Annotated in this window: 19 protein-coding genes and 4 pseudogenes; 14 read left to right on the top strand and 9 right to left on the bottom strand. The window is 56.6% G+C overall.

What is annotated here, in order from left to right; all coding sequences use genetic code 11:
- Window positions 1-2 precede the first annotated feature (2 nt).
- From HLB35_RS13575 to HLB35_RS13585, 3 genes and pseudogenes are all read left to right on the top strand, one after another.
- Window positions 3-1,055: an FAD:protein FMN transferase gene (locus HLB35_RS13575; RefSeq protein WP_171703082.1), complete on the top strand. Its 1,053-nt coding sequence runs from the start codon at window positions 3-5 to the stop codon at window positions 1,053-1,055.
- A 1-nt stretch (window position 1,056) separates the two neighbouring features.
- Window positions 1,057-2,422, top strand: a pseudogene (gene glmU / locus HLB35_RS13580) (bifunctional UDP-N-acetylglucosamine diphosphorylase/glucosamine-1-phosphate N-acetyltransferase GlmU).
- Between the two features lie 198 nt (window positions 2,423-2,620).
- Complete coding sequence (locus HLB35_RS13585) at window positions 2,621-3,424, top strand: c-type cytochrome (protein ID WP_171702995.1); 804 nt, start codon at window positions 2,621-2,623, stop codon at window positions 3,422-3,424.
- Window positions 3,425-3,507: 83 nt separating this feature from the next.
- Here the strand turns inward: HLB35_RS13585 and rep are convergent, their stop codons facing one another.
- Entirely contained in the window at window positions 3,508-5,565 is a 2,058-nt protein-coding gene (gene rep, locus HLB35_RS13590; protein ID WP_171702996.1) for a DNA helicase Rep, read from the bottom strand.
- Between the two features lie 52 nt (window positions 5,566-5,617).
- Here rep and HLB35_RS13595 point away from each other — a divergent pair, with 52 nt between their 5' ends.
- A complete protein-coding gene (locus tag HLB35_RS13595) occupies window positions 5,618-6,091 on the top strand; it encodes a tRNA (cytidine(34)-2'-O)-methyltransferase (RefSeq protein WP_171702997.1) in 474 nt (157 codons plus the stop codon).
- Between the two features lie 4 nt (window positions 6,092-6,095).
- Here the strand turns inward: HLB35_RS13595 and pyrE are convergent, their stop codons facing one another.
- Window positions 6,096-6,758 carry an orotate phosphoribosyltransferase gene (gene pyrE, locus HLB35_RS13600; RefSeq protein WP_171702998.1) on the bottom strand — a complete coding sequence of 221 codons (663 nt, stop codon included), beginning with the start codon at window positions 6,756-6,758 and terminating at the stop codon, window positions 6,096-6,098.
- A gap of 85 nt (window positions 6,759-6,843) precedes the next feature.
- Here pyrE and HLB35_RS13605 point away from each other — a divergent pair, with 85 nt between their 5' ends.
- Entirely contained in the window at window positions 6,844-7,611 is a 768-nt protein-coding gene (locus HLB35_RS13605; protein WP_171702999.1) for an exodeoxyribonuclease III, read from the top strand.
- 129 nt (window positions 7,612-7,740) lie between these two features.
- Here the strand turns inward: HLB35_RS13605 and rph are convergent.
- Window positions 7,741-8,477: pseudogene (gene rph, locus HLB35_RS13610) on the bottom strand (ribonuclease PH).
- Between the two features lie 126 nt (window positions 8,478-8,603).
- Between rph and HLB35_RS13615 the strand changes: the two are divergent.
- The 3 genes from HLB35_RS13615 to HLB35_RS13625 all read left to right on the top strand — a co-directional run bounded on the left by HLB35_RS13615 (window position 8,604) and on the right by HLB35_RS13625 (window position 11,441).
- Complete coding sequence (locus HLB35_RS13615) at window positions 8,604-9,479, top strand: YicC/YloC family endoribonuclease (protein WP_171703000.1); 876 nt, start codon at window positions 8,604-8,606, stop codon at window positions 9,477-9,479.
- A 174-nt stretch (window positions 9,480-9,653) separates the two neighbouring features.
- Window positions 9,654-11,099, top strand: coding sequence for a mannose-1-phosphate guanylyltransferase/mannose-6-phosphate isomerase (locus HLB35_RS13620; protein ID WP_171703001.1), 1,446 nt, complete (start codon window positions 9,654-9,656; stop codon window positions 11,097-11,099).
- A 186-nt stretch (window positions 11,100-11,285) separates the two neighbouring features.
- Window positions 11,286-11,441 (top strand): hypothetical protein, encoded by a 156-nt coding sequence (locus HLB35_RS13625; RefSeq protein ID WP_235937224.1) that lies wholly within the window; start codon window positions 11,286-11,288, stop codon window positions 11,439-11,441.
- Between the two features lie 2 nt (window positions 11,442-11,443).
- Here HLB35_RS13625 and HLB35_RS13630 read toward each other — a convergent pair whose 3' ends face one another.
- Window positions 11,444-12,028, bottom strand: coding sequence for a DNA-3-methyladenine glycosylase family protein (locus HLB35_RS13630; protein ID WP_171703083.1), 585 nt, complete (start codon window positions 12,026-12,028; stop codon window positions 11,444-11,446).
- A 178-nt stretch (window positions 12,029-12,206) separates the two neighbouring features.
- Between HLB35_RS13630 and gmk the strand changes: the two genes are divergently transcribed.
- From gmk to HLB35_RS13650, 4 genes are all read left to right on the top strand, one after another.
- The gene (gene gmk, locus HLB35_RS13635) at window positions 12,207-12,839 is read left to right on the top strand and encodes a guanylate kinase (protein WP_171703002.1); all 633 of its coding nucleotides are present in this window, start codon (window positions 12,207-12,209) and stop codon (window positions 12,837-12,839) included.
- Window positions 12,840-12,949: 110 nt separating this feature from the next.
- Window positions 12,950-13,207, top strand: coding sequence for a DNA-directed RNA polymerase subunit omega (gene rpoZ / locus HLB35_RS13640; RefSeq protein ID WP_171703003.1), 258 nt, complete (start codon window positions 12,950-12,952; stop codon window positions 13,205-13,207).
- A gap of 21 nt (window positions 13,208-13,228) precedes the next feature.
- Entirely contained in the window at window positions 13,229-15,355 is a 2,127-nt protein-coding gene (locus tag HLB35_RS13645; protein WP_171703004.1) for a RelA/SpoT family protein, read from the top strand.
- 40 nt (window positions 15,356-15,395) lie between these two features.
- On the top strand, window positions 15,396-15,785 hold the full coding sequence (locus HLB35_RS13650) for a RidA family protein (protein ID WP_171703005.1): 390 nt from the start codon (window positions 15,396-15,398) through the stop codon (window positions 15,783-15,785).
- A gap of 9 nt (window positions 15,786-15,794) precedes the next feature.
- Here HLB35_RS13650 and HLB35_RS13655 read toward each other — a convergent pair whose 3' ends face one another.
- Window positions 15,795-16,682, bottom strand: coding sequence for an SDR family oxidoreductase (locus HLB35_RS13655; RefSeq protein WP_171703006.1), 888 nt, complete (start codon window positions 16,680-16,682; stop codon window positions 15,795-15,797).
- A 161-nt stretch (window positions 16,683-16,843) separates the two neighbouring features.
- On the opposite strand from HLB35_RS13655, the gene HLB35_RS13660 reads away from it, so the two are divergent.
- On the top strand, window positions 16,844-17,773 hold the full coding sequence (locus tag HLB35_RS13660; protein WP_171703007.1) for a hydrogen peroxide-inducible genes activator: 930 nt from the start codon (window positions 16,844-16,846) through the stop codon (window positions 17,771-17,773).
- Window positions 17,770-19,846 (top strand): annotated as a pseudogene (recG, locus tag HLB35_RS13665) (ATP-dependent DNA helicase RecG). Before HLB35_RS13660 ends, recG begins: the two are co-directional and overlap by 4 nt.
- Before the next feature lie 6 nt (window positions 19,847-19,852).
- Here the strand turns inward: recG and yccS are convergent.
- The 4 genes and pseudogenes from yccS to HLB35_RS13685 all read right to left on the bottom strand — a co-directional run bounded on the left by yccS (window position 19,853) and on the right by HLB35_RS13685 (window position 24,206).
- Window positions 19,853-22,041 (bottom strand): annotated as a pseudogene (gene yccS, locus HLB35_RS13670) (YccS family putative transporter).
- A 197-nt stretch (window positions 22,042-22,238) separates the two neighbouring features.
- On the bottom strand, window positions 22,239-22,595 hold the full coding sequence (locus HLB35_RS13675; protein WP_171703008.1) for a hypothetical protein: 357 nt from the start codon (window positions 22,593-22,595) through the stop codon (window positions 22,239-22,241).
- Window positions 22,595-22,867, bottom strand: a complete 273-nt coding sequence (locus tag HLB35_RS13680; RefSeq protein WP_100820458.1) for an HU family DNA-binding protein — start codon at window positions 22,865-22,867, stop codon at window positions 22,595-22,597. Before HLB35_RS13680 ends, HLB35_RS13675 begins: the two co-directional genes overlap by 1 nt.
- A gap of 118 nt (window positions 22,868-22,985) precedes the next feature.
- Window positions 22,986-24,206 (bottom strand): FAD-dependent oxidoreductase, encoded by a 1,221-nt coding sequence (locus HLB35_RS13685; protein ID WP_171703009.1) that lies wholly within the window; start codon window positions 24,204-24,206, stop codon window positions 22,986-22,988.
- Window positions 24,207-24,273: the final 67 nt, after the last annotated feature.

A 24,273-nucleotide genomic window follows, 5' to 3' on the forward strand; every position in this document is an offset into this window, starting at 1 on the left:
GGATGGCAGGCTGCTCCTCGGAAGAGGAGCGACCGCTTGAGTCGCCGGTACGTTTTGAAGGCGCTATCTTTGGCAGCTTTTATCAGATCAGTATTGCCGACCCGCTGACCCAGGGAGAACTCAGCGATATTGAAGAAGGCTTTCTGGCTGAACTGCAAAGCGTCGATAAGGCGATGTCAACCTATCGGGATGATTCTGAGCTGGTCGCTTTCAATCAGGCGCCGGTGGGAGAATGGCAATTACTCTCGCCCGAGATCATTGAGGTGATGGCCATCAGCCAGTCAGTCTCAGAGGCCAGCCAGGGTGCTTTTGATGTGACAGTGGGCGGGTTGGTCAATCTGTGGAGCTTTGGCCCTGAAGCACAGCCTGAAGAAATCCCCGATGACCAGACGCTGGAAGCGCGCCTGGAAACGGTTGGCTTTGATGCCCTGGAGTTTGATGCTGATGCCAACCAGGCGCAGCGTACTCGGGATGTGTTTGTTGATCTTTCCGCCGTCGCCAAGGGCTATGCGGCGGATCAGGTGGCCGACTATCTCAATCAACAGGGCTTTGAGCATTATCTGGTGAACCTTGGCGGCGACCTGGTGGCGCAGGGGTATCGCGATCGCGAAGAAGAAACACCCTGGCGTATTGGCATTGAAGTCCCCGAAGACGGCCCGCAAACCGCCCAGCTTGTCCTGCCACTTAGCAATAAGACAGTCGCCACCTCAGGCGATTACCGCAATTATTTCGAGCAGGACGGCCAGCGTTTTTCGCATACCATTGACCCTCGCACTGGCCGCCCCATCACCCATGGGCTAGCCTCTGTTTCCGTGTTTGATGATTCCAACGCCAGGGCAGATGCCTGGGCGACGGCGCTACTGGTGGCCGGTGAACAGGAAGGGATGGCCATCGCGCAGGCCAATGACCTTGATGTCCTGATGCTGGTACGCGATGGCGAACAATGGAAAAGCCTCGCCAGCCCTGGCTTTGCCGCCACCTTTGGTGAAACGCTGCTGGATGAACTGACTATCGAGGTCGTGCAGGCGACACCCGACACCCCAACGGAGGAATAAGATGCTCGACGAGCTTGATGTTGTGATTCTTGCTGCCGGTAAAGGCACCCGCATGCGCTCACAAACCCCCAAGGTTTTGCACACCCTGGCGGGCAAACCCATGGTCAGCCACGTGCTGGAAACAGCTCAGGCGCTCAACCCCAGCCGTACGCATGTGGTGATTGGCCATGGCGCAGACCAGCTGCAGGCTGCCCTGGAAGGCACCGATGTGCATTTCGCTCTACAGGCTGAGCAGAAAGGCACCGGCCACGCAGTGGCGCAAACGCTGGAGCAGCTCGGCCAGGGCAAGGTACTGGTGCTGTATGGCGACGTGCCGCTGATTCGTCGTGAGACTCTGGCAGCCCTGTTGGCTAACGTGGATGAGCAACATCTTGGGTTACTCACGGTGACGCTGACAAACCCTCATGGTTACGGGCGCATCGTGCGTAATGATGCCGGTGAAGCCGTTGCCATCGTAGAGCAGAAAGACGCCAATGCTGAACAGCTGACCATTAATGAATGCAATACCGGTATAATGGCAATGACGCGCCCAGTTAAAGCGCTGGCTGCCTCAGCTGTCGGCAGAAAACGCCCAGGGCGAGTATTACCTGACGGATGTGATTGCCATGGCCGCTAACGAAGGGGTCAGTGTTACTACCGCACAGCCCGCCACCCCGGTAGAAGTGGAAGGCGTCAACAACCGCGCCCAGATGGCCCGGCTGGAACGCGCCTACCAAAGCCAGCTGGCCGAGCAGCTGATGGAGCAGGGCGTGGCGCTGGCCGACCCGGCGAGAATCGATATCCGCGGCACCCTGACATGCGGCCATGATGTGTTTATTGATATCGGCTGTGTGTTTGAAGGCGATGTTGAACTGGGGGAAGGCGTGCATATCGGCCCCTACTGCGTGATCAAAAACAGCACGATCGGCGCTGAAAGCGTGATTGACAGTCATAGCGTGATCGACAAGGTCGTCGCAGCAGGCCTGAACCAGGTCGGCCCCTTTGCACGGCTGCGCCCCGGCACACGTCTGGCGGTAAACGCCAAGGTTGGCAATTTTGTGGAAACCAAGAATGCCGATGTGGGCGAAGGCAGCAAGATCAACCATCTCAGCTATGTGGGCGATGCGCGTCTGGGGCGTGAGGTCAACGTAGGCGCAGGTACGATTACCTGCAATTATGATGGTGCCAACAAGCACCTGACGACGATTGATGACAATGCTTTCATCGGTTCCAACACTGCCCTGGTGGCGCCAGTAACGGTCGGTAAAGGCGCCACAGTAGGCGCAGGTTCCACCATTGCCAAAGACGTCGCGGATCATGCCCTGGCGGTGACCCGCAGCCGTCAGCTGGAGAAACCGGATTGGCCAAGGCCGGAGAGAAAATCGTGATTAGCGTCTGAATTTAACCCTATATACGACATAAGAGTCATAGGCGGCATTTTCCTGCACCCCAGGATGTCGGTATACTAGTTCTATTGGAACGTCTACCTATACATCCTGGCGTCTCGGCAGTGCAGGGGTTCTGACAGCACCGCCGCACACAGAGGTAACGAAATCATTCGATGAAAAACTCAAGAGGTGGTGAGAGTGAAACTTAAGCTGATCATGAGCGGGCTGGCGGCCTTTGGCGTCATGGCAGGCACATCCAGTGCTTTCGCCCAGGAAGAAGCCGCACGCAATGCTATTGCAGAACGTCTGGCACCGGTTGGCCAACTATGTTTGCAAGGCCAGGACTGTGGTACCGCTTCAGCTCCGCCTGCAGCCGCTTCGAGTGGTGGCGGTGATATCGATGGTGGTGACATCTATAGCAATGTCTGTTCGGCCTGCCATGAAACCGGTGCCGCAGGTGCCCCTATTCGTGGTGATGAAGAGGCCTGGGCCGCACGCGTTGAACAAGGATTTGCAACCCTGCTGGATCATTCGATCAACGGTATTGGTGCTATGCCTGCACGTGGCGGCAACCCCAACCTGTCTGATGAGGAAATGGAAGCGGCTACCAAATATATGGTTGAGCCAGTGATGGACGTTTCTGATATCGGCAGTACGTCCAACGATGAGGAAGCCGTTGCTGAAGAAGCGCCTGCGACAAATGCAGAAGAAGACATGGCTGCTGCCTCTGGCGAACAGCCAGCCGCTGACAGCGGTAGCAGCTTGAACGGTGAAGCACTCTACAGCAGCCTGGGCTGTGTGGCCTGCCACGCCAACGGCGTTGCCGGTGCGCCCCTGATTGGTGATGCAGAGGCTTGGGGGCCACGTATTGATCAGGGTAAAGATACGTTGTATCAGAGCGTTTTCAATGGCAAGGGAGCCATGCCGCCTCGCGGTGCCAGCCAGGGTTCTGATGAAGAAATCATGGCAGTCGTTGATTACATGGTATCCCAGGTACAGTAATCGTTGCCGCTGTTAAACGATATATCCACAGGCGGGTTGCTAAAACCTCCTGTGGATATTTTTTTGCCTTTGGCTTTGTTACTTCAGCCTAACAGCGAGCGAATGCCTGCCAAGGCGTCCTTGCCGCGTGCCTGTTTTTTCTCCGGGTCTTCTTTATCCGCACGTCCTTCCCATTCCAGGTCTTCGGCGGGCAGTTCGTCCAGAAAACGGCTGGGTTGGCAATCCATCAGCTCGCCATAGGCCTTGCGCTGGCGCGCCAGGGTAAGCGTCAGAGTGCGACGCGCGCGGGTAATGCCCACATAAGCCAGGCGGCGCTCTTCTTCTACCGTCCCCATTTCAATGGCGTTGCGGTGGGGCAGCAAATCTTCTTCCAGGCCCATCAGGTAGACGTGGGGAAACTCCAGCCCTTTTGACGCGTGCATGGTCAAAAGCTGTACGCGGTCCGAATCATCCTCTTCCGCCTGTTGTTCAAGAATGTCGCGCAGCACCAGACGGGAAATGGCGGCTTCTACGCTGTCAGTTTCCGTGGCGGTGGAATCATCGGCCTCTTCCGGGTCGCGGTTGAGCGATTTTTCCAGCTGGTCGATCAGAGTCCACACGTTTGCCATGCGCCGTTCGGCAATGGTCGGGGCGCTGGCGTTCTGGTAGAGCCAGGCTTCGTAGTCCATATCGCGCAACATGTCGCGAATGGCGGCAATAGCATCGCCCTTATCCATGCGCTGACGAACACCGTCGATAAAGTGGGTAAAGCGTGATAGCCGTTCTACAGCGCGGGTAGGCAGGGTTTGTTCCAGCCCCAGTTCATGGCAGGCGGCAAACAGCGAAATGGAGCGTTCAGTGGCGTAGTTGGCGAGTTTTTCCAGGGTCCCCGGGCCAATTTCCCGGCGGGGCACGTTCACAATACGCAGAAAGGCATTATCATCGGCAGGGTTGATCAATAGCCGCAGATAGGCCATGGCGTCCTTGATTTCATTGCGCGAGAAAAACGAGGTTCCGCCGGACAGCTTGTAGGGAATCTGGTAGTGCTGAAGTTTGAGTTCCAACAGGCGTGCCTGAAAATTACCCCGATAGAGCACTGCAAAGTCTCGCCATTCGGACTTTTCCTTGATGCGCCGGGTGAGTATTTCGCTGGCCACCCGTTCGGCTTCGGCTTCCTCATGGCGATTGACGACAACGCGGATAGCCGCACCGTCGCCCATATCTGACCACAGGGTTTTTTCATAGACGTGGGGGTTGTTGGCGATCAGCGTATTGGCGGCGCGCAGAATCGTGCCTGTGGAACGGTAGTTCTGCTCCAGCTTGATGACGTTTAAACGCGGAAAATCTTCGCCCAGGGTGATCAGGTTTTCCGGACGTGCGCCGCGCCAGGCATAAATAGACTGATCATCATCGCCCACCACGGTAAAGGTCGCTCGTTCAGCCATCAGCAGTTTTACCAGCAGGTACTGGGAAACGTTGGTGTCCTGATACTCATCCACCAGCATGTAATGAATCTTGCGCCGCCAGCGGGCCAGCGCTTCCGAGTCGCGCTGTAACAGTACTACCGGCAGCAGAATCAGGTCATCAAAATCCACCGCATTGTAGGCTTTCAGGTGGCGCACATAGGCTTCATAAACCCGGGCGGCAAAATGCTCGTCGTCATCGCCAGCCAAGGAGAGCGCGTCGCTGGGCAGCACCAGATCATTTTTCCACTGTGAAATCTTGCCCTGCACCGCGTTGATCTGTTCGGCGTCTACCTGAGCGTCCTTGTTCATCAAATCGCGTAGCAGCGCCTTGGCATCTTCCGGGTCAAACAGTGAAAAGCCCGGTTTGTAGCCCAGGGTTTTCAGCTCAGAGCGAATGATATTCAGCCCCAGAGTGTGAAAGGTCGAGACCGTCAGCCCGTGGCCTTCCTTGCCCTGGAGCATTTTTCCGACCCGCTCTTTCATTTCCCGGGCGGCTTTATTGGTAAAGGTCACGGCGGCAATTCGGCGCGCGCTCATGCCGCATTCCTGTACCAGATAGGCAATCTTGGTGGTGATTACGCTGGTTTTGCCAGACCCCGCTCCCGCCAGTACCAGGCAGGGGCCATCAATATAGCGCACCGCTTCCTGCTGGCGCGGGTTGAGGTTTCGCAAGCGTTGGGCAATGGCGGGGTTCATGGCAGAATGCATCCTTTACATGTGGAAGGCGAACCAATGTCTGGAAGAACCAATGTTTGACATCGCGCTGTTTGAGCCAAAGATGGCGCCGAATGCGGGCAATATCATGCGGCTGGTGGCCAACAATGGCTGTCGTCTCCACCTGATTGAGCCGCTAGGGTTTGATCTGGAAGAGAAAAAGCTGCGTCGCGCCGGGCTTGATTACCGCGACCTGGCCAATGTGCGCTGTCATGCCAATTTCATGGCCTTTCTGGAAGCAATGCAGGGGCGAACCCTGTGGGCGCTGACAACCCGCGGCACTCGCTATTATAGCGAGGCTTCTTTTGGCGCGGGTGATGTGTTGCTGTTTGGCTCTGAAACAGGCGGCTTATCGGAGCAGGCACATGCCTTGATAGCCGATGAAAACAAGTTACTGATCCCCATGCAGCCTAATAATCGCAGCCTTAACCTGTCCAATGCCGTGGCGCTGGTTAGCTACGAGGCGTGGCGACAGCAAGGCTTTGCTGGCGCCGCAACCTCCAGCTAGGTAATCACTCACTACCGTACTCAGCGCGATACGCCCGAATGGCGTCGGCATGCACCTGCATCTCGGGGTCCGCCTGCTCTTCCAGATAGGCCAATACCTGTGCCAGAGTAACGATACTGACGACCGGCATGCCAAAAGTGGCTTCAACTTCCTGAATGGCGCTTTGCTCGCCCTGGCCACGTTCCTGACGGTCCAGCGCGATAATGACGCCGCCCGCCCGGGCACCGCTGTGTTCGATGAGGGTCATGACTTCACGAATGGCCGTGCCGGCGGTGATCACATCGTCGATAATCAGTACATCACCCGCCAGTGGTGCGCCGACAGTATTGCCGCCTTCGCCGTGGGTCTTGGCTTCCTTACGATTAAAGGCGTAAGGCATATCAAGGTCATGGTGATCAGCCAGCGCAGCAGCGGTAACGGCGGCAAGCGGAATACCTTTATAGGCGGGGCCAAACAGTACATCGGCCTTGAGGCCGCTATCGACAATCGCCTGGGCGTAAAAGCGCCCGAGCTTGGCCAGGGCGCCGCCGGTCTGAAACAGGCCAGCATTGAAAAAATATGGGCTTACGCGACCGGATTTCAGGGTAAATTCGCCAAATTTGAGCACGCCCTGCTCAATAGCGAAAGCAATGAAGTCGCGTTGATACGATTGTAGAGAGGCAGACACGATAATCCTCGCGATTTTTTGTGGGGATTTACTCAAACGTCGAAACGTCGGGTATCATACAGCAGCGACGCTAAAGGGACGATCTATGAAAATTGCCAGCATCAATGTCAATGGTATTCGTGATGCCGTCGATCGTGGCTTCCTGGACTGGCTGGCTCAGCAGGATGCCGACGTGGTCTGCGTGCAGAACATCAAGGCGAAAAGTTTCGAATTAAGCGACCATATTCTCTATCCGGAAGGTTATGAAGGCTACTTCCTGGATGCGGAGGAGGATGGTTTTGCTGGTGTGGCACTGTATTGCCGCAAAATTCCCAAGGCGATCATGTATGGCCTCGGGTTTCCGCAGTGTGACCATGAAGGGCGTTTTCTGCAGGCGGATTACGACCGCTTCAGTATTGCCACCTTTCTGATGCCGGATGGTAACGACCAGAAAGCCAAACAGGCGTTCATGGAGCAATATCAGGAATACCTGAGTAAAATGGCCCGTAAGCGCCGGGAATATATCATCTGTGGCACCTGGCATATCGCCCACAAGACGATTGACCTGGCCAACTGGTCGGATAACCAGCTGACATCCGGTTTCCGCCCGGAAGAGCGCGCCTGGATGGATCATGTGCTTGGTCCCACTGGGTTTATCGACACCTTCCGCGAGATCAATCGCGACGCGGGTGAATATACCTGGTGGCCGAAGCTTGACCAGGAGGTGCCGCGTGGGCGCCAGGAAGGCTGGCGGATTGACTACCAGTTGGTCGGGCCCAATTTCCGCCGCCATGTGGTGGATGCCTGGATTGACTATGAGGCAAGGTTCTCAGAGTTCGCACCGCTGATTGTCGAATACGACCTGGCGCTGTAAGCACTCACTTCCCTGCATCGCCATGTATGCGTGTAATATTCAAAAGGCCAGCGAATGCTGGCCTTTTGTTTTATCTATCTTACTCTGTTCACGCCTCACGCCTCACGCCTCACGCCTCACGCCTCACGCCTATTCACAAACTCCCAGTGCTTCACGCTGATGCATACGCAGCTCATCGCCTGCTTTTTCTGCCAGGTCGAGCATGGCGTTCAGCTCAGCGCGATTGAAAGCGCCAGCTTCTGCGGTGCCCTGTACTTCAATCATCTCGCCGTTTTCAGTCATGACCACGTTCAGGTCGGTGTCGGCCTTGCTGTCTTCCGGATAATCCAGATCGAGTACCGGGACGCCTTTGTAGATACCCACAGAAATGGCACTGACCATCTGCTTGAAAGGATCACCTTTGATCTTTTTTCGCGTTGCAGGTGGCGAATGGCATCTACCAGGGCGACACAGCCACCGGTAATGGAGGCGGTACGGGTGCCGCCATCGGCCTGGATCACATCGCAATCCACGGTAATGGTGAACTCGCCCAGCTTCTTCAGGTTCACAGCAGCCCGCAGGCTGCGGCCAATCAGGCGCTGAATTTCCAGGGTGCGGCCGCCCTGCTTGCCACGGGTGGCTTCGCGGCCACTGCGTGAATGAGTAGCCCGCGGCAGCATGCCGTATTCAGCGGTGATCCAGCCCTGGTTCTTACCGCGCAGCCAGCGCGGCACGCCAGCTTCCACGCTGGCATTACACAGCACCTTGGTATCGCCAAATTCAACCAGCACCGAACCTTCCGCATGGCGCGTGTAGTCACGGGTCAGGCGGATTTCACGCAGTTGGTCGGCGGCACGGCCACTGGGGCGAACAACATCAGGACGCATAACACCTCTCATCGTCATCAATAAAAAAATAGCCAAACTCAGTTGGCCGTATTCTACACGTCTGTCAGCGTAAGGCGCGGGATATCAGGTAGACTAGACGAAAACATTATCAACAAAGGAACCCTTATGGTTATTGCCCAGGTTCATAGCATGACGGCCTTCGCCCGTGTTGAGCAGGTCGCCACCTTTGGCAGCCTGCAAGTGGAAATCCGCTCCGTTAACCAGCGTTATCTGGAACCTCACTTTCGCCTGCCAGATACCCTGCGCGCTCTGGAGCCAGTATTTCGCGAATCATTGCGCCAACGGCTGACTCGGGGCAAGGTGGAATGCAGCTTGCGTTTTGAAGCGGCTGAAGCGAGCCAGGCCCCCGCCGTTAATATGCAGCGCCTGACAGAAATAGCGGACGCCCTGGCGGCTGTTCAAAAGCAAGTGCCTGATGCCGTGCCTCCGACCACGCTTGAACTGCTCAATCAGCCAGGCGTCATGGCCACTCAACACCTGGATCCTGAAACCATTCATGCGGTTGCCACACAGCTTTTCGAACAGGCGCTGGATGAGTTGGTTGATACTCGCGCCCGCGAAGGCGCCAAGCTGGCTGAGATGATCACCACTCGTTTGGAAGCAGTGAATGAGCAGGTAGCCAAGGTGCGTAGCCTGCTACCGCATATTCTGGAACGCCAGCGTGCCCAGCTGTTAGAGCGTCTGCATACTGCCAGGACGGAACTAGACCCCCAGCGTCTGGAAGCAGAACTGGTACTGGTTGCTCAGAAAGCCGATGTGGATGAAGAGCTGGACCGCTTGAGCGCCCATGTCGATGAAGTTAGCCGTCAGCTCGGCCAGAAAGGCCCCAAGGGCCGCCGCCTGGATTTCCTGATGCAGGAACTCAACCGCGAGGCTAACACGCTATCATCCAAATCCGTGGTTGCGGAAACCACCCGCTGCGCCGTGGAACTCAAGGTTTTGATCGAGCAGATGCGCGAGCAGATTCAGAATATTGAGTAGGTACTGTGCAGGTAGGTTCCTAAGTCCATAATTTCTTCAGAAAATCAATGATATCAATATCCTAATCCTTGGGTGTGAAATATAGAGCAAGATTTTTCGTATACTCGCATGAACAAGAAATATGCTAACGAAGCTAATGTTTAAAAAACCAGCAGAAGGCGTTGAGGAGTCAGCATGATCTATCCGGTTATCCTGTCAGGCGGTTCTGGTTCACGTTTATGGCCTGTCTCCAGAGAGCAGCACCCTAAACAGTTTCTGAGCCTTCATCGGCCTGGTGTCAGCCTGCTACAGGAAACGGCGCAGCGACTCTCCAATCTGGAAGAAACAGGCACACCGCTGATTGTCTGCAATGAACAGCATCGATTCATGGTGGCTGAGCAGATGCACCAATCAGGGGTATCGGCGCAAATACTCCTCGAGCCATGTGCTCGCAACACGGCGCCTGCATTAGCGCTAGCTGCTTTGTTGGCCGTGCAGATTGATCCAGATGCTGAGCTGCTGTCGATGCCTGCTGATCATGTCATCAAGGATGAACAACGTTTTGCAACCGCCATCAAGCAGGGTCTTGGACTGGCGCAGCAAGGTAAACTGGTCACCTTTGGCATTACGCCGAGTTCAGCGCATACCGGCTATGGTTATATAAAGCGTGGTCAAGCCGATGGAGAGGGGTTTACTGTTTCGACTTTTGTAGAAAAGCCAGATCCCGAACAAGCCAGAACCTATGTAGAAAACGGAAACTATTTATGGAACAGCGGTATCTTCCTTTTCGGGGCCAATGCATACATCGATGCCCTGCGCCAGTATGCGCCTGATATCCTGGAAGCTTGCGAACACGCTTTTGCGTCGCGTCAGCAAGATCTTGATTTTTTGCGTATCAAATCTGAAATGTTTGCACGTTGTCGTAGTGAATCAATCGACTATGCAGTAATGGAGCATACAAAAGAGGCTGTGGTCGTGCCCATGGATCCAGGTTGGAGCGATATTGGCGCCTGGGATGCGCTATATGATCTGACAGCTGAAGGCGAAGATGGCAATGCTGTTCATGGCGATGTGATCACAGACAATGTCCGGAACAGTTTGATACGTAGTGAATCCAGGTTGGTTGCGGCCGTAGGTGTTGATCATCTGGTAATTGTCGAAACGGCGGATGCTGTGCTGGTTGCCGATCGTAACGATGTCCAGGCGACAAAGCATATTGTTCATCGGCTGAAAGAGGAAGGGCGTAAAGAAGCCCAGCTCCACCAGACTGTTTTTCGCCCATGGGGCTCTTATAGAACCCTCGAATTCACCAACAGTTTTCAGGTCAAGGAAATTATTGTAAATCCGGGGGCTAAGCTGTCACTCCAGATGCATCATCATCGTGCCGAACACTGGGTGGTGGTGAAAGGGACGGCAAAAGTCACTCAGGGCGATATGCATCAGGATTCCAATAATCTGAAAAGCTTTCTGCTCTCTGAAGATGAATCGACCTATATTCCTTTAGGTACTCCCCACCGTCTTGAAAATCCCGGCGTGATTCCTCTTCATCTCATTGAGGTGCAAACAGGCTCTTATCTGGGGGAAGACGACATAGTGCGCTTTGATGATGAGTATGGCCGTGTACGCGAACGCAGTTTATGATAACTGAACCGAATCCGGCTTAAAGCTGACGTTTTCATTACATGACTAACAGGATAAGCAACATTATGCGATTCTTACTCATTCTGGCCGCCTCTCTCGCGTTGTCCGGTTGTATCAATGTGCCCTTTGTTCCCCTTATCTAGGCGGAGTGCCAGGTGGAGAGGCGGGAGTTTTCAGCCGTTATTAATGAACTGGCAGGGCCCCGGCAACCTATTGTTGATCACTCATCAGGTGAATATAACCGCCCTGGTGGGCGGCGGTGTCGCTTCTGGGGATATGGTGGTGGTGCAGCCTAAAAATAGTGAACTCACGGTGATCGGGCGGCTTACAGGTGTGCGCTAATGCTATGCTGGCGCGCCGCGATAATAATGCCATAAAAACAGCGCGCCAACGCTGCGCCACGGGGTCCAATGTTCCACCAGTGCCCGTGCCTGGCCGGGCGTTGGGCGTTTCTCCAGCCCCTTGAGTCGCCCCAGAGCGACGCGCAGGGCCAGGTCATCGGCAGGAAAGATATCAGCGCGCTTGAGGGAAAACATCAGGTAAATTTCAGCGCTCCAGCGGCCAAATCCGCGCAGTGCCGTGATGGCCTGAATCGCGGTGGCGTCATCCATACTTTCCAGGGTCTGGGCGTCAAAATCGCCGTCCAGCGTTGCCGCCGCCAGCGCTTTGGCATAATCCACCTTGCGCCAGGAAAGTCCTGCATCGCGCAAGCGCTGGGCATCAATGGCCGTGACGGTCTCAGCGTTCAGTTCAGGTAACTGATCACGAAGGCGCTGGAGGATAGCGCTGGCTGCCGCCGTGGATATCTGTTGACTGACAATGGTGGCGAAAAACGCCTCAAAGCCTTTTTCCCGTTCACGCGCTGGCGGTGGGCCTACCTGGGAAGCTGCTTTGGCAATGTCTGGGTCTGCTTTGGCGAGCGCCTGCATGCCTTGGTGGATTATGGTGGGTGTCACGCAGTCTCTCCTTGCCCTGTGCTACAGTCGGGCGCATGGTTGTGCGATAATGCTGCTTTATAGTGCAATACAACCTACTTGATTTGGAGGTGTCGCCAGGGCTGATGGCACTGGTTACCTTTAAGTTCCTTAGCCAATAGGGAAGCGCTTCATGTCCCAAGGTACGCTTTTTGTTGTTTCTGCCCCATCGGGTGCCGGTAAAACTAGCCTGGTGCGTGAGTTGATTGAAAGCCTTGATGGCCTTCAGGTGTCAGTCTCGCATACCACCCGTGCGCGGCGCGAAGGTGAAGTCAACGGCGTTAACTATCACTTTACCGATGTGGCCGGTTTTGAAGCCATGATTCAACAGGGCGATTTTTTTGAATATGCCCAGGTGTTTGACCACTATTATGGCACCTCCCGTCAGGCGGTTCAGGTACTCCTGGATGCAGGCCAGGACGTGATCCTGGAAATTGACTGGCAGGGTGCGCGTCAGGTGCGTGAGCAGGTCAAGAATGCTGTCTCGATTTTTATCATGCCACCATCGCTGCATGAGCTCGAGAATCGTCTGGCCAGCCGCGGCACCGATGAGCATGCCGTTATCGCTCGGCGAATGCGCGATGCCGTCAGTGAAATGTCTCATTACGATGAGTATGATTACCTGGTCGTCAATGATGATTTCACCACGGCGCTGGAAGAGCTCAGGTCGCTGGTAATCAGTCAGCGTCTGACCTTGGCCTCAATGCGTGATCGGCATGCACCATTATTGGCTGCACTCTTGTCACAGCAGGCCAGCGTCGAGTAATCTATCAGGCTGTGGATATCTTTTTAGTCTATCGAGTTGGCCTGCGCTGATACCTTCAGGTGATTGCGCTGGCTGGCTTGCCGCCGTTATTACAGGAAGGCGCTTTATTTATGGCACGAGTTACCGTTGAAGATTGCCTGGATCATGTTGAAAACCGTTTCAAGTTGGTGATGATTTCCACCCAGCGAGCCCGCCAGTTGGCGCGCGGCTCGCGCGAAGCCCAGCTGCCCTGGGAAAACGACAAGCCCACCGTGATGGCGCTGCGCGAAATTGCCGCCGGTCTGGTTAATCATAGCGTACTGGATGAGCCTATCGAAGCGGCGCCACGACGTCCGGCAGCTGATACGACTGTTTCCACTGACGACTGATAGCTATGTGAGGCGCGATGCATGTTTACGATTGATGACCTGGCCGACCGTCTTGGGGGTTACTTGCCCGCAGATGAGATTCAGCAGGTTAAGCGCGCCTTTTACTATGCAGAACAGGCTCATGACGGTCAGCGTCGCCGCTCGGGTGAAGCTTATGTGACGCATCCGCTGGCAGTCGCCAATATCCTGGCTAACATGCACATGGATCATCAAAGCTTGATGGCCGCCATGCTGCATGATGTGATTGAAGATACCGGTGTCGACAAGCCCGCCCTGGAAGCGCAGTTCGGCACACCGGTCGCCGAACTGGTTGATGGGGTTTCCAAGCTGACCCAGATCACCTTCGAAGACAAGGCGGTTGCCCAGGCGGAAAACTTCCAGAAAATGGTACTGGCGATGTCGCGGGATATTCGCGTGATTATCGTCAAACTGGCAGACCGTCTGCATAACATGCGCACGCTGGGTGCGCTGCGCCCGGATAAAAAGCGTCGTATCGCCCGCGAAACCCTGGAAATCTACGCCCGCATTGCTGGTCGTCTAGGGATCAATACCATCCGCGTTGAGTTGGAAGACCTGTCCTTCCAGGCGATTTATCCGATGCGTGCTGAACGTATCAAGCGGGCGGTCTCCAGTGCGCGTGGCCATCGGCGCAGCGCCATGCGTGAGATCCAGGCAGCCCTGCAACAAAGCCTGGATAATGAAGGATTGAACAGTACCGTTATGGGGCGGCAGAAGCATCTGCTGTCGATTTACCGCAAGATGCGCGACCAGCGAAAACCTTTTGCGGAAATCATGGATGTGTTTGGCTTTCGCATCGTGACGGATGATGTGGCCAACTGCTATCGCATTCTGGGGGTTGTGCATAATCTTTTCAAACCTGTGCCAGGGCGCTTTAAAGATTACATTGCGATTCCCAAGGCTAACGGTTACCAAAGCCTGCACACCACACTGTTTGGCTCTCGGGGCATGCCGATTGAAGTGCAGATCCGTACTCGTGAAATGGAAGCCATGGCGAATAACGGCATCGCGGCCCACTGGCTCTATAAGGCGGGGCAAACAGCACATCCCATTGCTGAAGGCAGCCGCGCCCGTGCTCGGGCCTGGGTCAAGGGTCTGCTGGAAATGCAGCGCCATGCAGGTGATTCGCTGGAATTTATCGAACACGTCAAAAACGATCTTTTCCCCGACGATATTTACGTTTTCACCCCAAAAGGCGACATCATGGAGCTGCCCCAAGGCGCTACCGTGATTGATTTTGCCTACTTTGTGCACACTGATATCGGCAACAAATGTATTGCCTGCCGGATTGACCGCAAGCTGGCGCCTCTTTCAACCCGGCTGGAAAGCGGTCAGACGCTTGAAATCATTACGGCGCCGGCGGCGCGCCCTAACGTTGCTTGGCTTAATTTTGTCAGCACCGCCAAAGCACGCTCTGCCATTCGCCATGCCCTCAAGCACCAACAGCAGGCGGAAGCCCTTCAGCTGGGGCGGCGTTTGCTGAACAAATCGCTGGCGGCGTTTGAACTCAGCCTGGAAGAGTTAGAGGAAGGCGTCATCAAGCGCGTACTGAAAGAGCTTGGCGTAGATGATCTGGATACGTTGCTTGAATCCATCGGTTTGGGTGAACGGGTAGCCCATGCCGTTGCGCGGCGTTGTGTGGACATGGCGCAAGGCGAAGGCGCTTACGCTCATCAGGTCAATAACGGTGAACCTGTGGTGATCAGCGGAAGTGAGGGCATGGTGACAAGCTTTGCCCGCTGCTGTCACCCCTTGCCTGGGGATGCCATTGTCGGCTATCTGTCCGTGGGCAAGGGTTTGGTGGTGCATCGTGCCGAATGCAGAAATATTATCGATAAGCACGACCCGGAAAAGCTATATACCCTGGAATGGTCGGCGAGTATCGATGATGACTTCCCGGTCGCACTGCGTCTGGAAATTGAAAGCCGTCGTGGCCTGGTTGCAGAACTTGCCGGGTTGGTCACCGATGCTGGCGCCAATATCGAACGTATCGGTATTGAAGAGCGCGATGAACGCCTTTCCACCGTCAACCTGACGCTGGCCGTCAAAGGGCGAGTCCATTTGGCCCGGATTATCAAGCGTCTGCGCAATCTCCCCGACGTAGGTAAAATTACCCGCTTGGGTAAGTAAGTCTTCTTCTATTTTCCAGATCTCTCAAGGAGTGCTCAATATGAGCAATAAAGCTGTTATCAATACTGAAAAGGCACCTGCCGCGATTGGCCCTTATTCACAGGCGATCAAGGCAGGTAATACTGTCTATATGTCGGGCCAGATTCCGCTGGACCCGGCAACCATGGAAATTGTCTCAGACGACTTTGAAGCCCAGGCCCGTCAGGTATTCAGCAACCTGCAGGCCGTCTGTGAAGAAGCAGCAGGCTCACTGCAGGATATCGTCAAGCTGAACCTCTACCTAGTCGATCTGGGTAACTTTGCTATCGTCAACAAGGTGATGGAAGAGTTCTTCACCGCACCTTACCCAGCGCGGGCAGCGGTGGGTGTCAAGGCGCTGCCCAAGGATGCCCAGGTAGAAGCCGAAGCAGTGATGATCGTCGGCGACTGATCAGGCCACTCAGGGTGTTGATGGGGAGGTGTTGAGAAAGCCGCCTTCCTTCAATACCTGCTGATAGCCTTCCCGGAAGCTCGGATAGCGAAAGGTATAGCCACTGTTAAGCACACGGGAATTATCGCAGCGCTTGCTGGCTCGACGACGCAGCGGCGATTGCATGGTTTCTGTCGCTTCTACCTTGAGCTGTTGCGCAATCCAGGTCATCACGTCATGCAGGGCGGCAGGTTCACAATCGCTGCCCAGATAGATGTCTTCCAGGGCCTGGCCCTGCTGGTCGCAGTACATCAGGTGCTTGAGAATCCCTGCGCAATCATCACGATGAATACGGTTGGAATACATCACCGGCGTAACCGCCGCGACGCGCCCTTCAGCCACCTGGCGAATAAGGCGGTCGCGCCCCGGTCCGTAAATGCCGGAAAAGCGTACCACGCTGCCGGGTATCTGATGGTTGATCAATGCCTGTTCGGCCTGACACATCAATACACCCGAAAAGCCCGACGCGTCGGTCGGACTCTGCTCGTTGACGGTTTCGCCTTCCTGCTGACCATAAACGCTGGTTGATGATACAAAAAAGACCCGCTTGGGCGGTGTTTCCTGTCGTTCAAGGACGCTCAGTACACGCTTCAGGCCCTGAGGGTAGGCACTTTGATAAGCGCTTTCCTCGAAGCGGTCTGCACTGACGGTATAGATAACGTAATCAGCCTGGGGCAATGCCTTGTTATCGCCTTCATCAAGGTGCTCAAGGTCAAGCGCCAAAGGCTTGATGCCACTGCCTTCCAGCGCCTCAGCATGGCGGCGAACGCCGATGACACTATGGCCTTCATCAATCAGCTCGCGCCCAAGGGCTGTGCCGATGTCGCCACAGCCAATGATCAATACGCTGAATCCCATCTGGTTTCACTCCTGCGATAAAGTATCCCTATTAGCGTCCGCTTCCCTCCATTAGAATGCTACAAAGGTTGGCGGGCGTTGGCCGGTCGGCCAGTAATGGATGTTGTCGCGCGGGTGACGACGACACCAGTGACTGCCATGAGAGGATGCCACTGCGCTTTATGACTTTAACAGAACTGCGTTATATCGTAACCCTTGCTCAGGAACGCCATTTCGGACGTGCCGCAGAGCGTTGCCACGTCTCTCAGCCGACGCTGTCGGTGGCGGTCAAAAAACTGGAAGAAGAGCTCGATGTGGCGCTCTTTGAGCGTTCCAAGTCGAATGTTCAGGTGACCCCGCTGGGGGAAAAGATCATTGCTCAGGCGCAGCGGGTGCTGGAGCAAAGCAGCCAGATCTTTTCGATGGCCAGCGCCGGTAAAGACCAGCTTGCCAACCCCTTGCGTATTGGTGCCATCTATACGATCGGGCCTTATCTTTTCCCCCATCTGGTGCCCGCTTTGGCTGATGCCGCGCCGCAAATGCCGCTGTACATCGAAGAAGGTCTGACCGGCGCCCTGCGCGCCAAACTGCGTAGCGGTGAGCTGGATGTGATTATTGTTGCCTTGCCGTTCAATGAAACCGATGTCGTCACTCGGCCTATCTACGAAGAGCATTTTGAAGTCCTGATCCCTTCTAATCACCCCTGGGTGGAGCGGGCCACGATTTACAAGGAAGACCTGCTCAAAGAGCGGCTGCTACTCCTTGGCGAGGGCCACTGTTTTCGCGACCAGATTCTTGAAGCTTGTCCAGCGATTACTCATAAGCTCAACAGCCCCAACAACACCCTGATCGCCGAAGGGGGCTCACTGGAAACCATTCGTCATATGGTGGCGTCACGGCTAGGCATTACCGTCTTGCCCCAGTCGGCACTCGGTACGGAGAGCTACGAGAATACGCTTTTGGTCAGTCGCCCTTTTGCGCCGCCGGTCCCCACCCGAACGGTCGCGATTGCCTGGCGGGCCAGCTTTCCACGGCCCAAGGCGATTGATGCCTTGATTCAGGCCATTGCTCAATGCCGTAAACCCCTTTGCGAGACTGGCCTGCCGTCATGAGTGGCCTGGAGGCGCCCGTCACGGCACTCAAAGGCGTCGGTGAAGCCCTGGCGCTGAAGCTTGGGCGGTTGGGCATAGAGAAGATCAGCGACCTGCTGTTTCATCTTCCGCTACGCTATCAGGATCGCACCCGGCTGGCGCCGATGGGCAGCCTGCATGCCGGTCAGGAAGCGGTGATCGAAGGCGAGGTAACGGCCAGCGATGTGGTGAAAGGGCGGCGGCGCAGCCTGCTTATCCGGCTGAGTGATGGCAGTGGCATTTTGAGCCTGCGGTTCTTTCATTTTGCGCCAGCCCAACAGCAGCAATTGCGCCCTGGCGTGCGAGTACGTGCCTTTGGAGAAGCCCGGGCGGGTGCAACGGGGTTGGAGATCTATCATCCTGAATACCGTTTGATCGGTGCCGGAGCCGCTCCGGTAGAAGAGTACTTTACCCCTATCTACCCGACGACCGAAGGGCTCAATCAGGCCCGCCTGCGGGCGCTGACCCAACAGGCGCTCGCCCAGCTGGATGCTCACCCTGAAGCCCTGCCGGATGTGATTCCCGCAGCGTTATTGGCGCGCCTCAACCTGCCTGGCCTGCATGCCAGCTTGCATCTTTGCACCAGCCACCGCCGGAGATGGATCTGGAGCAGCTGGCTCAAGGTCAACATCCTGCCACCCGGCGGCTGGCGCTTGAGGAACTGCTGGCCCACCAGTTGAGCCTGCGTGAGGTGCGTCTGCGCATCCAGTCAGACGGCGCCCCCGCGCTGCCTACAGGGCGCAATCTGCAGATGCGCTTTCTGGCCCAGCTGCCCTTTGCCTTGACCGGCGCCCAAGGGCGGGTGATTGAAGAAATTGGCCTGGACCTGGCACGGTCGGCCCCATGTTGCGCCTGGTACAGGGCGATGTGGGTTCCGGCAAGACGGTGGTGGCCGCCATGGCGGCTCTGTCAGCACTTTCCGGTGGCTGTCAGGCGGCGATGATGGCACCCACTGAACTGCTTGCAGAGCAGCATTACCAGGCTTTCAAAAGCTGGTTTGAACCGCTGGGAATTGACGTCGCCTGGTTGGCTGGCAAGCTCAAGGGCAAGGCGCGGCTGGATACTAAGGCCGCCATTGCTGATGGACGCACGCGGATGGTAGTGGGAACCCACGCCCTGTTTCAGGAGGACGTGATCTTTCAGCGCCTGGGGCTGGCGATTATTGACGAACAGCACCGCTTTGGGGTTCATCAGCGCCTGGCGCTACGTGAAAAAGGCGCCGACGGTGGCCTGACGCCTCATCAGCTGATCATGACTGCCACGCCGATTCCACGCACCCTGGCGATGAGCGCCTATGCGGATCTGGATGTTTCAATCATTGACGAGCTGCCGCCAGGGCGCACGCCGGTCAAGACGGTGGTCGTTTCGGACGAACGTCGCCCGGAAGTGGTTACCCGCATTCGCACCGCCTGCGGCGATGGCCGTCAGGCCTACTGGGTATGTACCCTGATTGAGGAGTCTGAGGCGCTGCAATGCCAGGCGGCTGAAGTCACCCGTGACGAGCTGACGGAAGCCTTGCCGGAGTTGGCGATTGGCCTGGTGCATGGGCGCATGAAGGCCGCTGAAAAAGCCGAGGTGATGGCGGCCTTCAAGGCGGGCGAGCTGGATCTGCTGGTGGCCACCACCGTCATTGAAGTGGGGGTGGATGTCCCCAACGCCAGCCTGATGATCATTGAAAACCCTGAACGGCTGGGGCTTTCCCAGCTGCACCAGCTGCGCGGCCGAGTGGGGCGAGGCAGTACCGAGAGTTTCTGCGTCCTGCTTTATCATTCACCGCTATCCAAAAGCGCCCGCGAACGGCTGGGCGTAATGCGCGACACCAATGACGGCTTTCAGATTGCTGAAAAGGATTTGCAGATTCGCGGGCCAGGTGAAGTGTTGGGCACCCGCCAGACTGGCCTGGCCCAGATGAAAATCGCTGACCTGGAGCGCGACGGCGACCTGCTTGACAGAGTGAGTGCCCTGGCCCGAGAGCTGCAGGGCGAACCGCATGTGAGTGCTGTGTTGGTGCGCCGCTGGCTGGGCGAAGCCGCCGGGCGCTACGGCCAGGTATGAAGGTTTTCAGTGGCGATGGCTGGGGGAGGCGCTGCCCGTCAGCCGGTTGGCCGCATTCACAATAGGCGGCAGCTGGGTGGCAATCAGGCGCAGCTGGCTTTGCACTGGGCGATAAATACCGGCTTCCTCGCCATTCGCGGCTGGATGGTCTTCGAGATGTTCAAGCAGGCGGTCCACATCGTTATCAATGGCGCCGCATGGTTCGCCAGATGCCAGCTGCCCGGCAATATAATCCATCAGGGCGCTGATGCGTTTGGCTACAGGAATTGACTGGGCGTCATCCTCATCGTCCGCCATGCGGTGGCGGTGCGCGCCGAGAGCGGAGAGATGACTGAGCAGTATGTTCGACAGCAGCAGAAAGCGCAGCCCGCTGTCCGCATCCTGGCGGCGGTAGTGGCCCGGTTCGTGGAGCATGTTGTTTACCTGGCTGGAAAAAGCCGCGTCGCTGTTGTGGGCATTGCGCCGCGCCAGCCGGTAGTTGAGATCATCCTGCTTGCCGGTGGCATATTGCTGAATGATTTCATCCAGATAGTGGCGATGGCTGGTCATCACCCGGGCAGCGGTGCGGTAGAGTTTGCGCCCCTGCCAGTCGGGGAAGATAAAGAAGATCGCTAATGCGGCAATAAAAGCGCCAATCAGAGTATCGAACAGCCGCGGCCAGATCAGATCAAAACCGTCGCCTACCTGGTTGAACCCGCACAGCACCAAGAGAGTGATGGACGCCGTGGCTACCAGATAGTGTTTTTCGCGGGTGGCAAAAAACGCCACCCCGGCGGCAACCGCCACCATGCTTTGGATAGCCGGTTGGGGAAACAGGCTGATCAGCGCCCAGCCGACAATCAGCCCGAGCACAGTGCCAATAATGCGTTTGAACAAGAAGCGCTTGGTGGTCGCGAAATTAGGTCGGCAGACAAACAGTATGGTCAGCAGTATCCAGAAGCCCTGTTCCGGGTTCAGCCACTGCAGCAGTAAATAGCCCGCGATCAGGGCAATCGATAGCCGTATGGCATGTCGAAAAGTAGGTGAACCCAAAGTCAGATTAAGGCGGACACGCTGCCAGGCTTCCTTCAGGTTGCTCGGCGAGCGGTCGAACAGGGCGGTGTCCTGACGCGGCTGGCTGGCGGCCGGGTTGTGGGCGCTAGCAATCTGTTTTTCCAGTGTGGTCAGGTTATCCGCCAGAGCATTCAGCGGCTGCATCAAGGGGCGCCATTCGGGCTTGTCCTGGTCGCGCAGGTTGGCAATTGAAGCGCGCAGATCGGCTAGCGCCTCTTCGCTCTGGCGGTGGTCAAAGGTGCGGTTGAGTAACAGCGACTTGGCCAGGCGACGGCAGGCAAGCCCTTGCTGATCCAGCAGCCGCTGGCAGCGAAACAGCACATCATGGTGAAAAAGGTCTCGGTTAGGGCGCTGTAGGGGTAATGGGTGGAGCTGGCCCGTTCGTGAATATCCTGGGCGATGAAGTAAACCTGCAGATAACGGTTCAGCTTGCGGCTGCCGCGCTGGCCTTCCATGCGTCGTAGCAGCATTTCCTTGGCCTGATTCAAGGCTTCCACGACCACGCCATTCTGGCGCGCCAGCGCCATCCGGCGCGCTTCGATATCCACGCCGCGCACCGGCTCAAACAGTTCTGCCTTGAGCATCAGGTATTTGCCCAAGGCTTTGTACAGGCGCGCCATGCTGAGCTTGACCGGCTGACGGGAAAACAGCGCGCACCAGATCACTGAAATCAGCCCATACCAGGCAGCACCCAGCCACAGTAATAACTGGCGCAGGGTAACATCATCATCCACGCCGCCATGCTGTTCGATATTGATCATGGAGTAGATCGAGAGAATTAGGGTGGCGGAAGCGATGGTGGCGTAGCGCTGGCCAATGGCGCCGAGCATGATCAGGCCAAAGGTGGCACCCGCCAACCATAATGCCATCAGCCACGGCCAGGGGAAGATCCAGCGGATGATCCAGGAAACCAGCGCAAAGCAGGCAAGCGTAACGATCAGTGCCTGTAGCCGCCCTTGCCAGCTGTCATCGGTTTCGGCCAGGGCGCTGGCAATAATGCCCAGAAACAGCGGGATAACAAAACCGATATCGCCCCATACCGAGATCAGCGCCAGGGCACCGCTGAAGGCCACAAATACCCGCAGGCTGTAGGCAAATTTATCCAGTGTCCAAAGGCGACGTAGCGACAGGGTAATAGGCATGAGGCGGTCAGCTGAACTCCAGGGTCAGAGTGATGGCGTGTCGTGATAAGAGCTGATTGCCATCAACCAGAGAGTACAGTATAGGGGAGAAGGCTGGCTAATCGCCACGCCGCCATCGGTAAGCGGCGCGGTCGATAAGCAGCGTAGTCGGGCACTCACGATTACCGGTCATCGCCTGTGACTGCCAATGCGCGAGGTTAAAGGTGCTTAAGCAAGGACTGTAACTTGGTCATATCGGCGGAATCACCGACTACCCTGACCTTGTCTGCCATCATGCCATCGAGGAAGGCCTGCTGGGTTGGCTTCTTTAAAATCTTAAGCGCGGTGTCAGCGTCTGCAAAGCGCAGCTCCAGATCAAGATCAACTGGCAGGCCTTTGGCGGAGGTGATGCCTTCCGGCGACATCCGGTAGTAACGGCAGATACTGAGATCCTCGGTGGCCACTCCCCAGTCTAACCGGCGCATGCGCTCAAGCTTTTCGCGAAAACGCGGCTTGCGACGCAAGGCACGTTTAAGCAGTAGGCTTAATAGCCATAGCACCAGCTTGAGTTTCATCAGGAAACAGCATCCTTAAGGGCCTTGCCCGGCTTGAAGGCAACATTCTTGCTGGCCGGAATCTGCAGTGGGGCGCCTGTTTGGGGGTTTTTACCAGTGCGTGCAGCGCGCTCGCGTACCGTAAAGGTACCAAAGCCGATCAGGGCAACGTCCTCACCCTTGGCAACGCTGTTGGTAATCTCATCAAGTACCACATTCAGCACCTGGCCAGCCTTTTCCTTAGACATATCAGCATTTTGGGCAATCGCGGCCGCGAGTTCAGGTTTGCGCATTATCAATCTCCATTAAAGTGGTCAAAATAGACAGTTCAAACGGTAGTTGAATTTGACCGTAAAAAACAGCGGTCAAGTGTCATATAGTGTTTCGCTAAAATCCTATACCTGATCAGGGTTAGCCTAGCAGTGCGGGAGCCGCTCTGGAAAGGGCCACCTTCTGACGTACGCAGTGGCCTGTCAACGCAAAACCCACCAGATTGCCGCTGTTATCTTCCGCCAGTGCGGTCATGTTGTGACCGTCGGCGTCGATTTTCCAGTGCACGGGCGTCGTCTGGGGCGGGTAGGCAACCACTGGCAGTAGCGGGGTTTTGACCAGTACCGGCCAGGCGCCGAAATGAACCGGCGTGGGCGTGCCGCCCAGCGTGGTGGCAAGCGCTTGAGCGCTGGCCTGAAGCGGTTGTACATACATGGCGTTGACCCCGTCAATGCAGGCCACATCGCCCAGGGCATAGATATCTGGGTGGCTGGTTTGCAGGGTGCGGTCAACCGTAATGCCCCGTGCTGAAACGTCCAGCCCAGCGGCCTCGGCCAAGGCGCTACGTGGCGCAAGGCCGGTGGCCATCAACACAATATCAGTCTCGACGTGGGTATTGTCGTTATTGCTGCTAGAGGTGGCGGGCGCCAGCGTAAGGTGAAGCGTACCGGCGTCGCGGCAGGTAATGTCGCGCAGGGTATGCTCAAGCGCCAAACTGATTCCTGCTGTGCTGAAGGCCTCGGCCAGTGCGTCACCCAGGCGTTCCGGCAGCAGGCGTGGCAAGGGCGCGCGCTCTGGCGCAATCAGAGTAACCTGATGCCCACCGGCGTAAAGGTCGTTGGCAAACTCGCAGCCGACAAGCCCGGCGCCGATAATCGCTACCCGGGCAGGGGCGTCGCCAAGGGCCGCGTGGAAGCGGCGGTAATCGTCAAGATCATTAATGGTGAAGCAGCGTGACGCACAGGCGTCCGGCAGCTGAAACGGCACACGCGGCGCGGCACCCGTGGCCAGCACCAGAGTACGATACGTGTAACTCCGCGGCGCTGGCTGGCCGCTTGTGGTGTCATGGCCTGGCTGGATTGTTAACTGGTGAGCCTCGGGGTCAATAGCCGTGACCTGGGTGGTTGCCAGTACTCTGGCGTTGAGTTCTTCGGCCAGTGCCTCGGCATTACGCTGGGCAAGCCGGGCAGGCGGCAGGCTTTTGGCAAAGCCGGTTGACAGCAGTGGTTTGCTGTAATCATCACCGCTGTCACTGCTGATCAGGGTAATCGAGCGGGTATCCCCTGCACGGCGTAATGCTCGGGCCAGGCCAATACCTGCCATGCCCGTACCCACAATCACTAAATCGGCGTCAGTAGACATGCTGTTCCCTGTTAAAGTGGCGTTGTCAGAGCGTCATCGCGCCCCATGGCAGAACGTCTCATCATGG

Source organism: Vreelandella azerica, from assembly GCF_013112225.1.
Taxonomy (GTDB): domain Bacteria; phylum Pseudomonadota; class Gammaproteobacteria; order Pseudomonadales; family Halomonadaceae; genus Vreelandella; species Vreelandella azerica.

Excerpts from the sequence above, each read along its gene's own strand:
- HLB35_RS13575 (WP_171703082.1), top strand. The coding sequence starts at position 3 with ATGGCAGGCTGCTCCTCGGAAGAGGAGCGACCGCTTGAGTCGCCGGTA.
- rep (WP_171702996.1), bottom strand. The coding sequence starts at position 5,565 with ATGAACCCCGCCATTGCCCAACGCTTGCGAAACCTCAACCCGCGCCAG.
- HLB35_RS13595 (WP_171702997.1), top strand. The coding sequence starts at position 5,618 with ATGTTTGACATCGCGCTGTTTGAGCCAAAGATGGCGCCGAATGCGGGC.
- HLB35_RS13605 (WP_171702999.1), top strand. The coding sequence starts at position 6,844 with ATGAAAATTGCCAGCATCAATGTCAATGGTATTCGTGATGCCGTCGAT.
- HLB35_RS13615 (WP_171703000.1), top strand. The coding sequence starts at position 8,604 with ATGGTTATTGCCCAGGTTCATAGCATGACGGCCTTCGCCCGTGTTGAG.
- HLB35_RS13620 (WP_171703001.1), top strand. The coding sequence starts at position 9,654 with ATGATCTATCCGGTTATCCTGTCAGGCGGTTCTGGTTCACGTTTATGG.
- HLB35_RS13625 (WP_235937224.1), top strand. The coding sequence starts at position 11,286 with ATGAACTGGCAGGGCCCCGGCAACCTATTGTTGATCACTCATCAGGTG.
- HLB35_RS13630 (WP_171703083.1), bottom strand. The coding sequence starts at position 12,028 with ATGCAGGCGCTCGCCAAAGCAGACCCAGACATTGCCAAAGCAGCTTCC.
- gmk (WP_171703002.1), top strand. The coding sequence starts at position 12,207 with ATGTCCCAAGGTACGCTTTTTGTTGTTTCTGCCCCATCGGGTGCCGGT.
- rpoZ (WP_171703003.1), top strand. The coding sequence starts at position 12,950 with ATGGCACGAGTTACCGTTGAAGATTGCCTGGATCATGTTGAAAACCGT.
- HLB35_RS13645 (WP_171703004.1), top strand. The coding sequence starts at position 13,229 with ATGTTTACGATTGATGACCTGGCCGACCGTCTTGGGGGTTACTTGCCC.
- HLB35_RS13650 (WP_171703005.1), top strand. The coding sequence starts at position 15,396 with ATGAGCAATAAAGCTGTTATCAATACTGAAAAGGCACCTGCCGCGATT.
- HLB35_RS13655 (WP_171703006.1), bottom strand. The coding sequence starts at position 16,682 with ATGGGATTCAGCGTATTGATCATTGGCTGTGGCGACATCGGCACAGCC.
- HLB35_RS13660 (WP_171703007.1), top strand. The coding sequence starts at position 16,844 with ATGACTTTAACAGAACTGCGTTATATCGTAACCCTTGCTCAGGAACGC.
- HLB35_RS13675 (WP_171703008.1), bottom strand. The coding sequence starts at position 22,595 with ATGAAACTCAAGCTGGTGCTATGGCTATTAAGCCTACTGCTTAAACGT.
- HLB35_RS13680 (WP_100820458.1), bottom strand. The coding sequence starts at position 22,867 with ATGCGCAAACCTGAACTCGCGGCCGCGATTGCCCAAAATGCTGATATG.
- HLB35_RS13685 (WP_171703009.1), bottom strand. The coding sequence starts at position 24,206 with ATGTCTACTGACGCCGATTTAGTGATTGTGGGTACGGGCATGGCAGGT.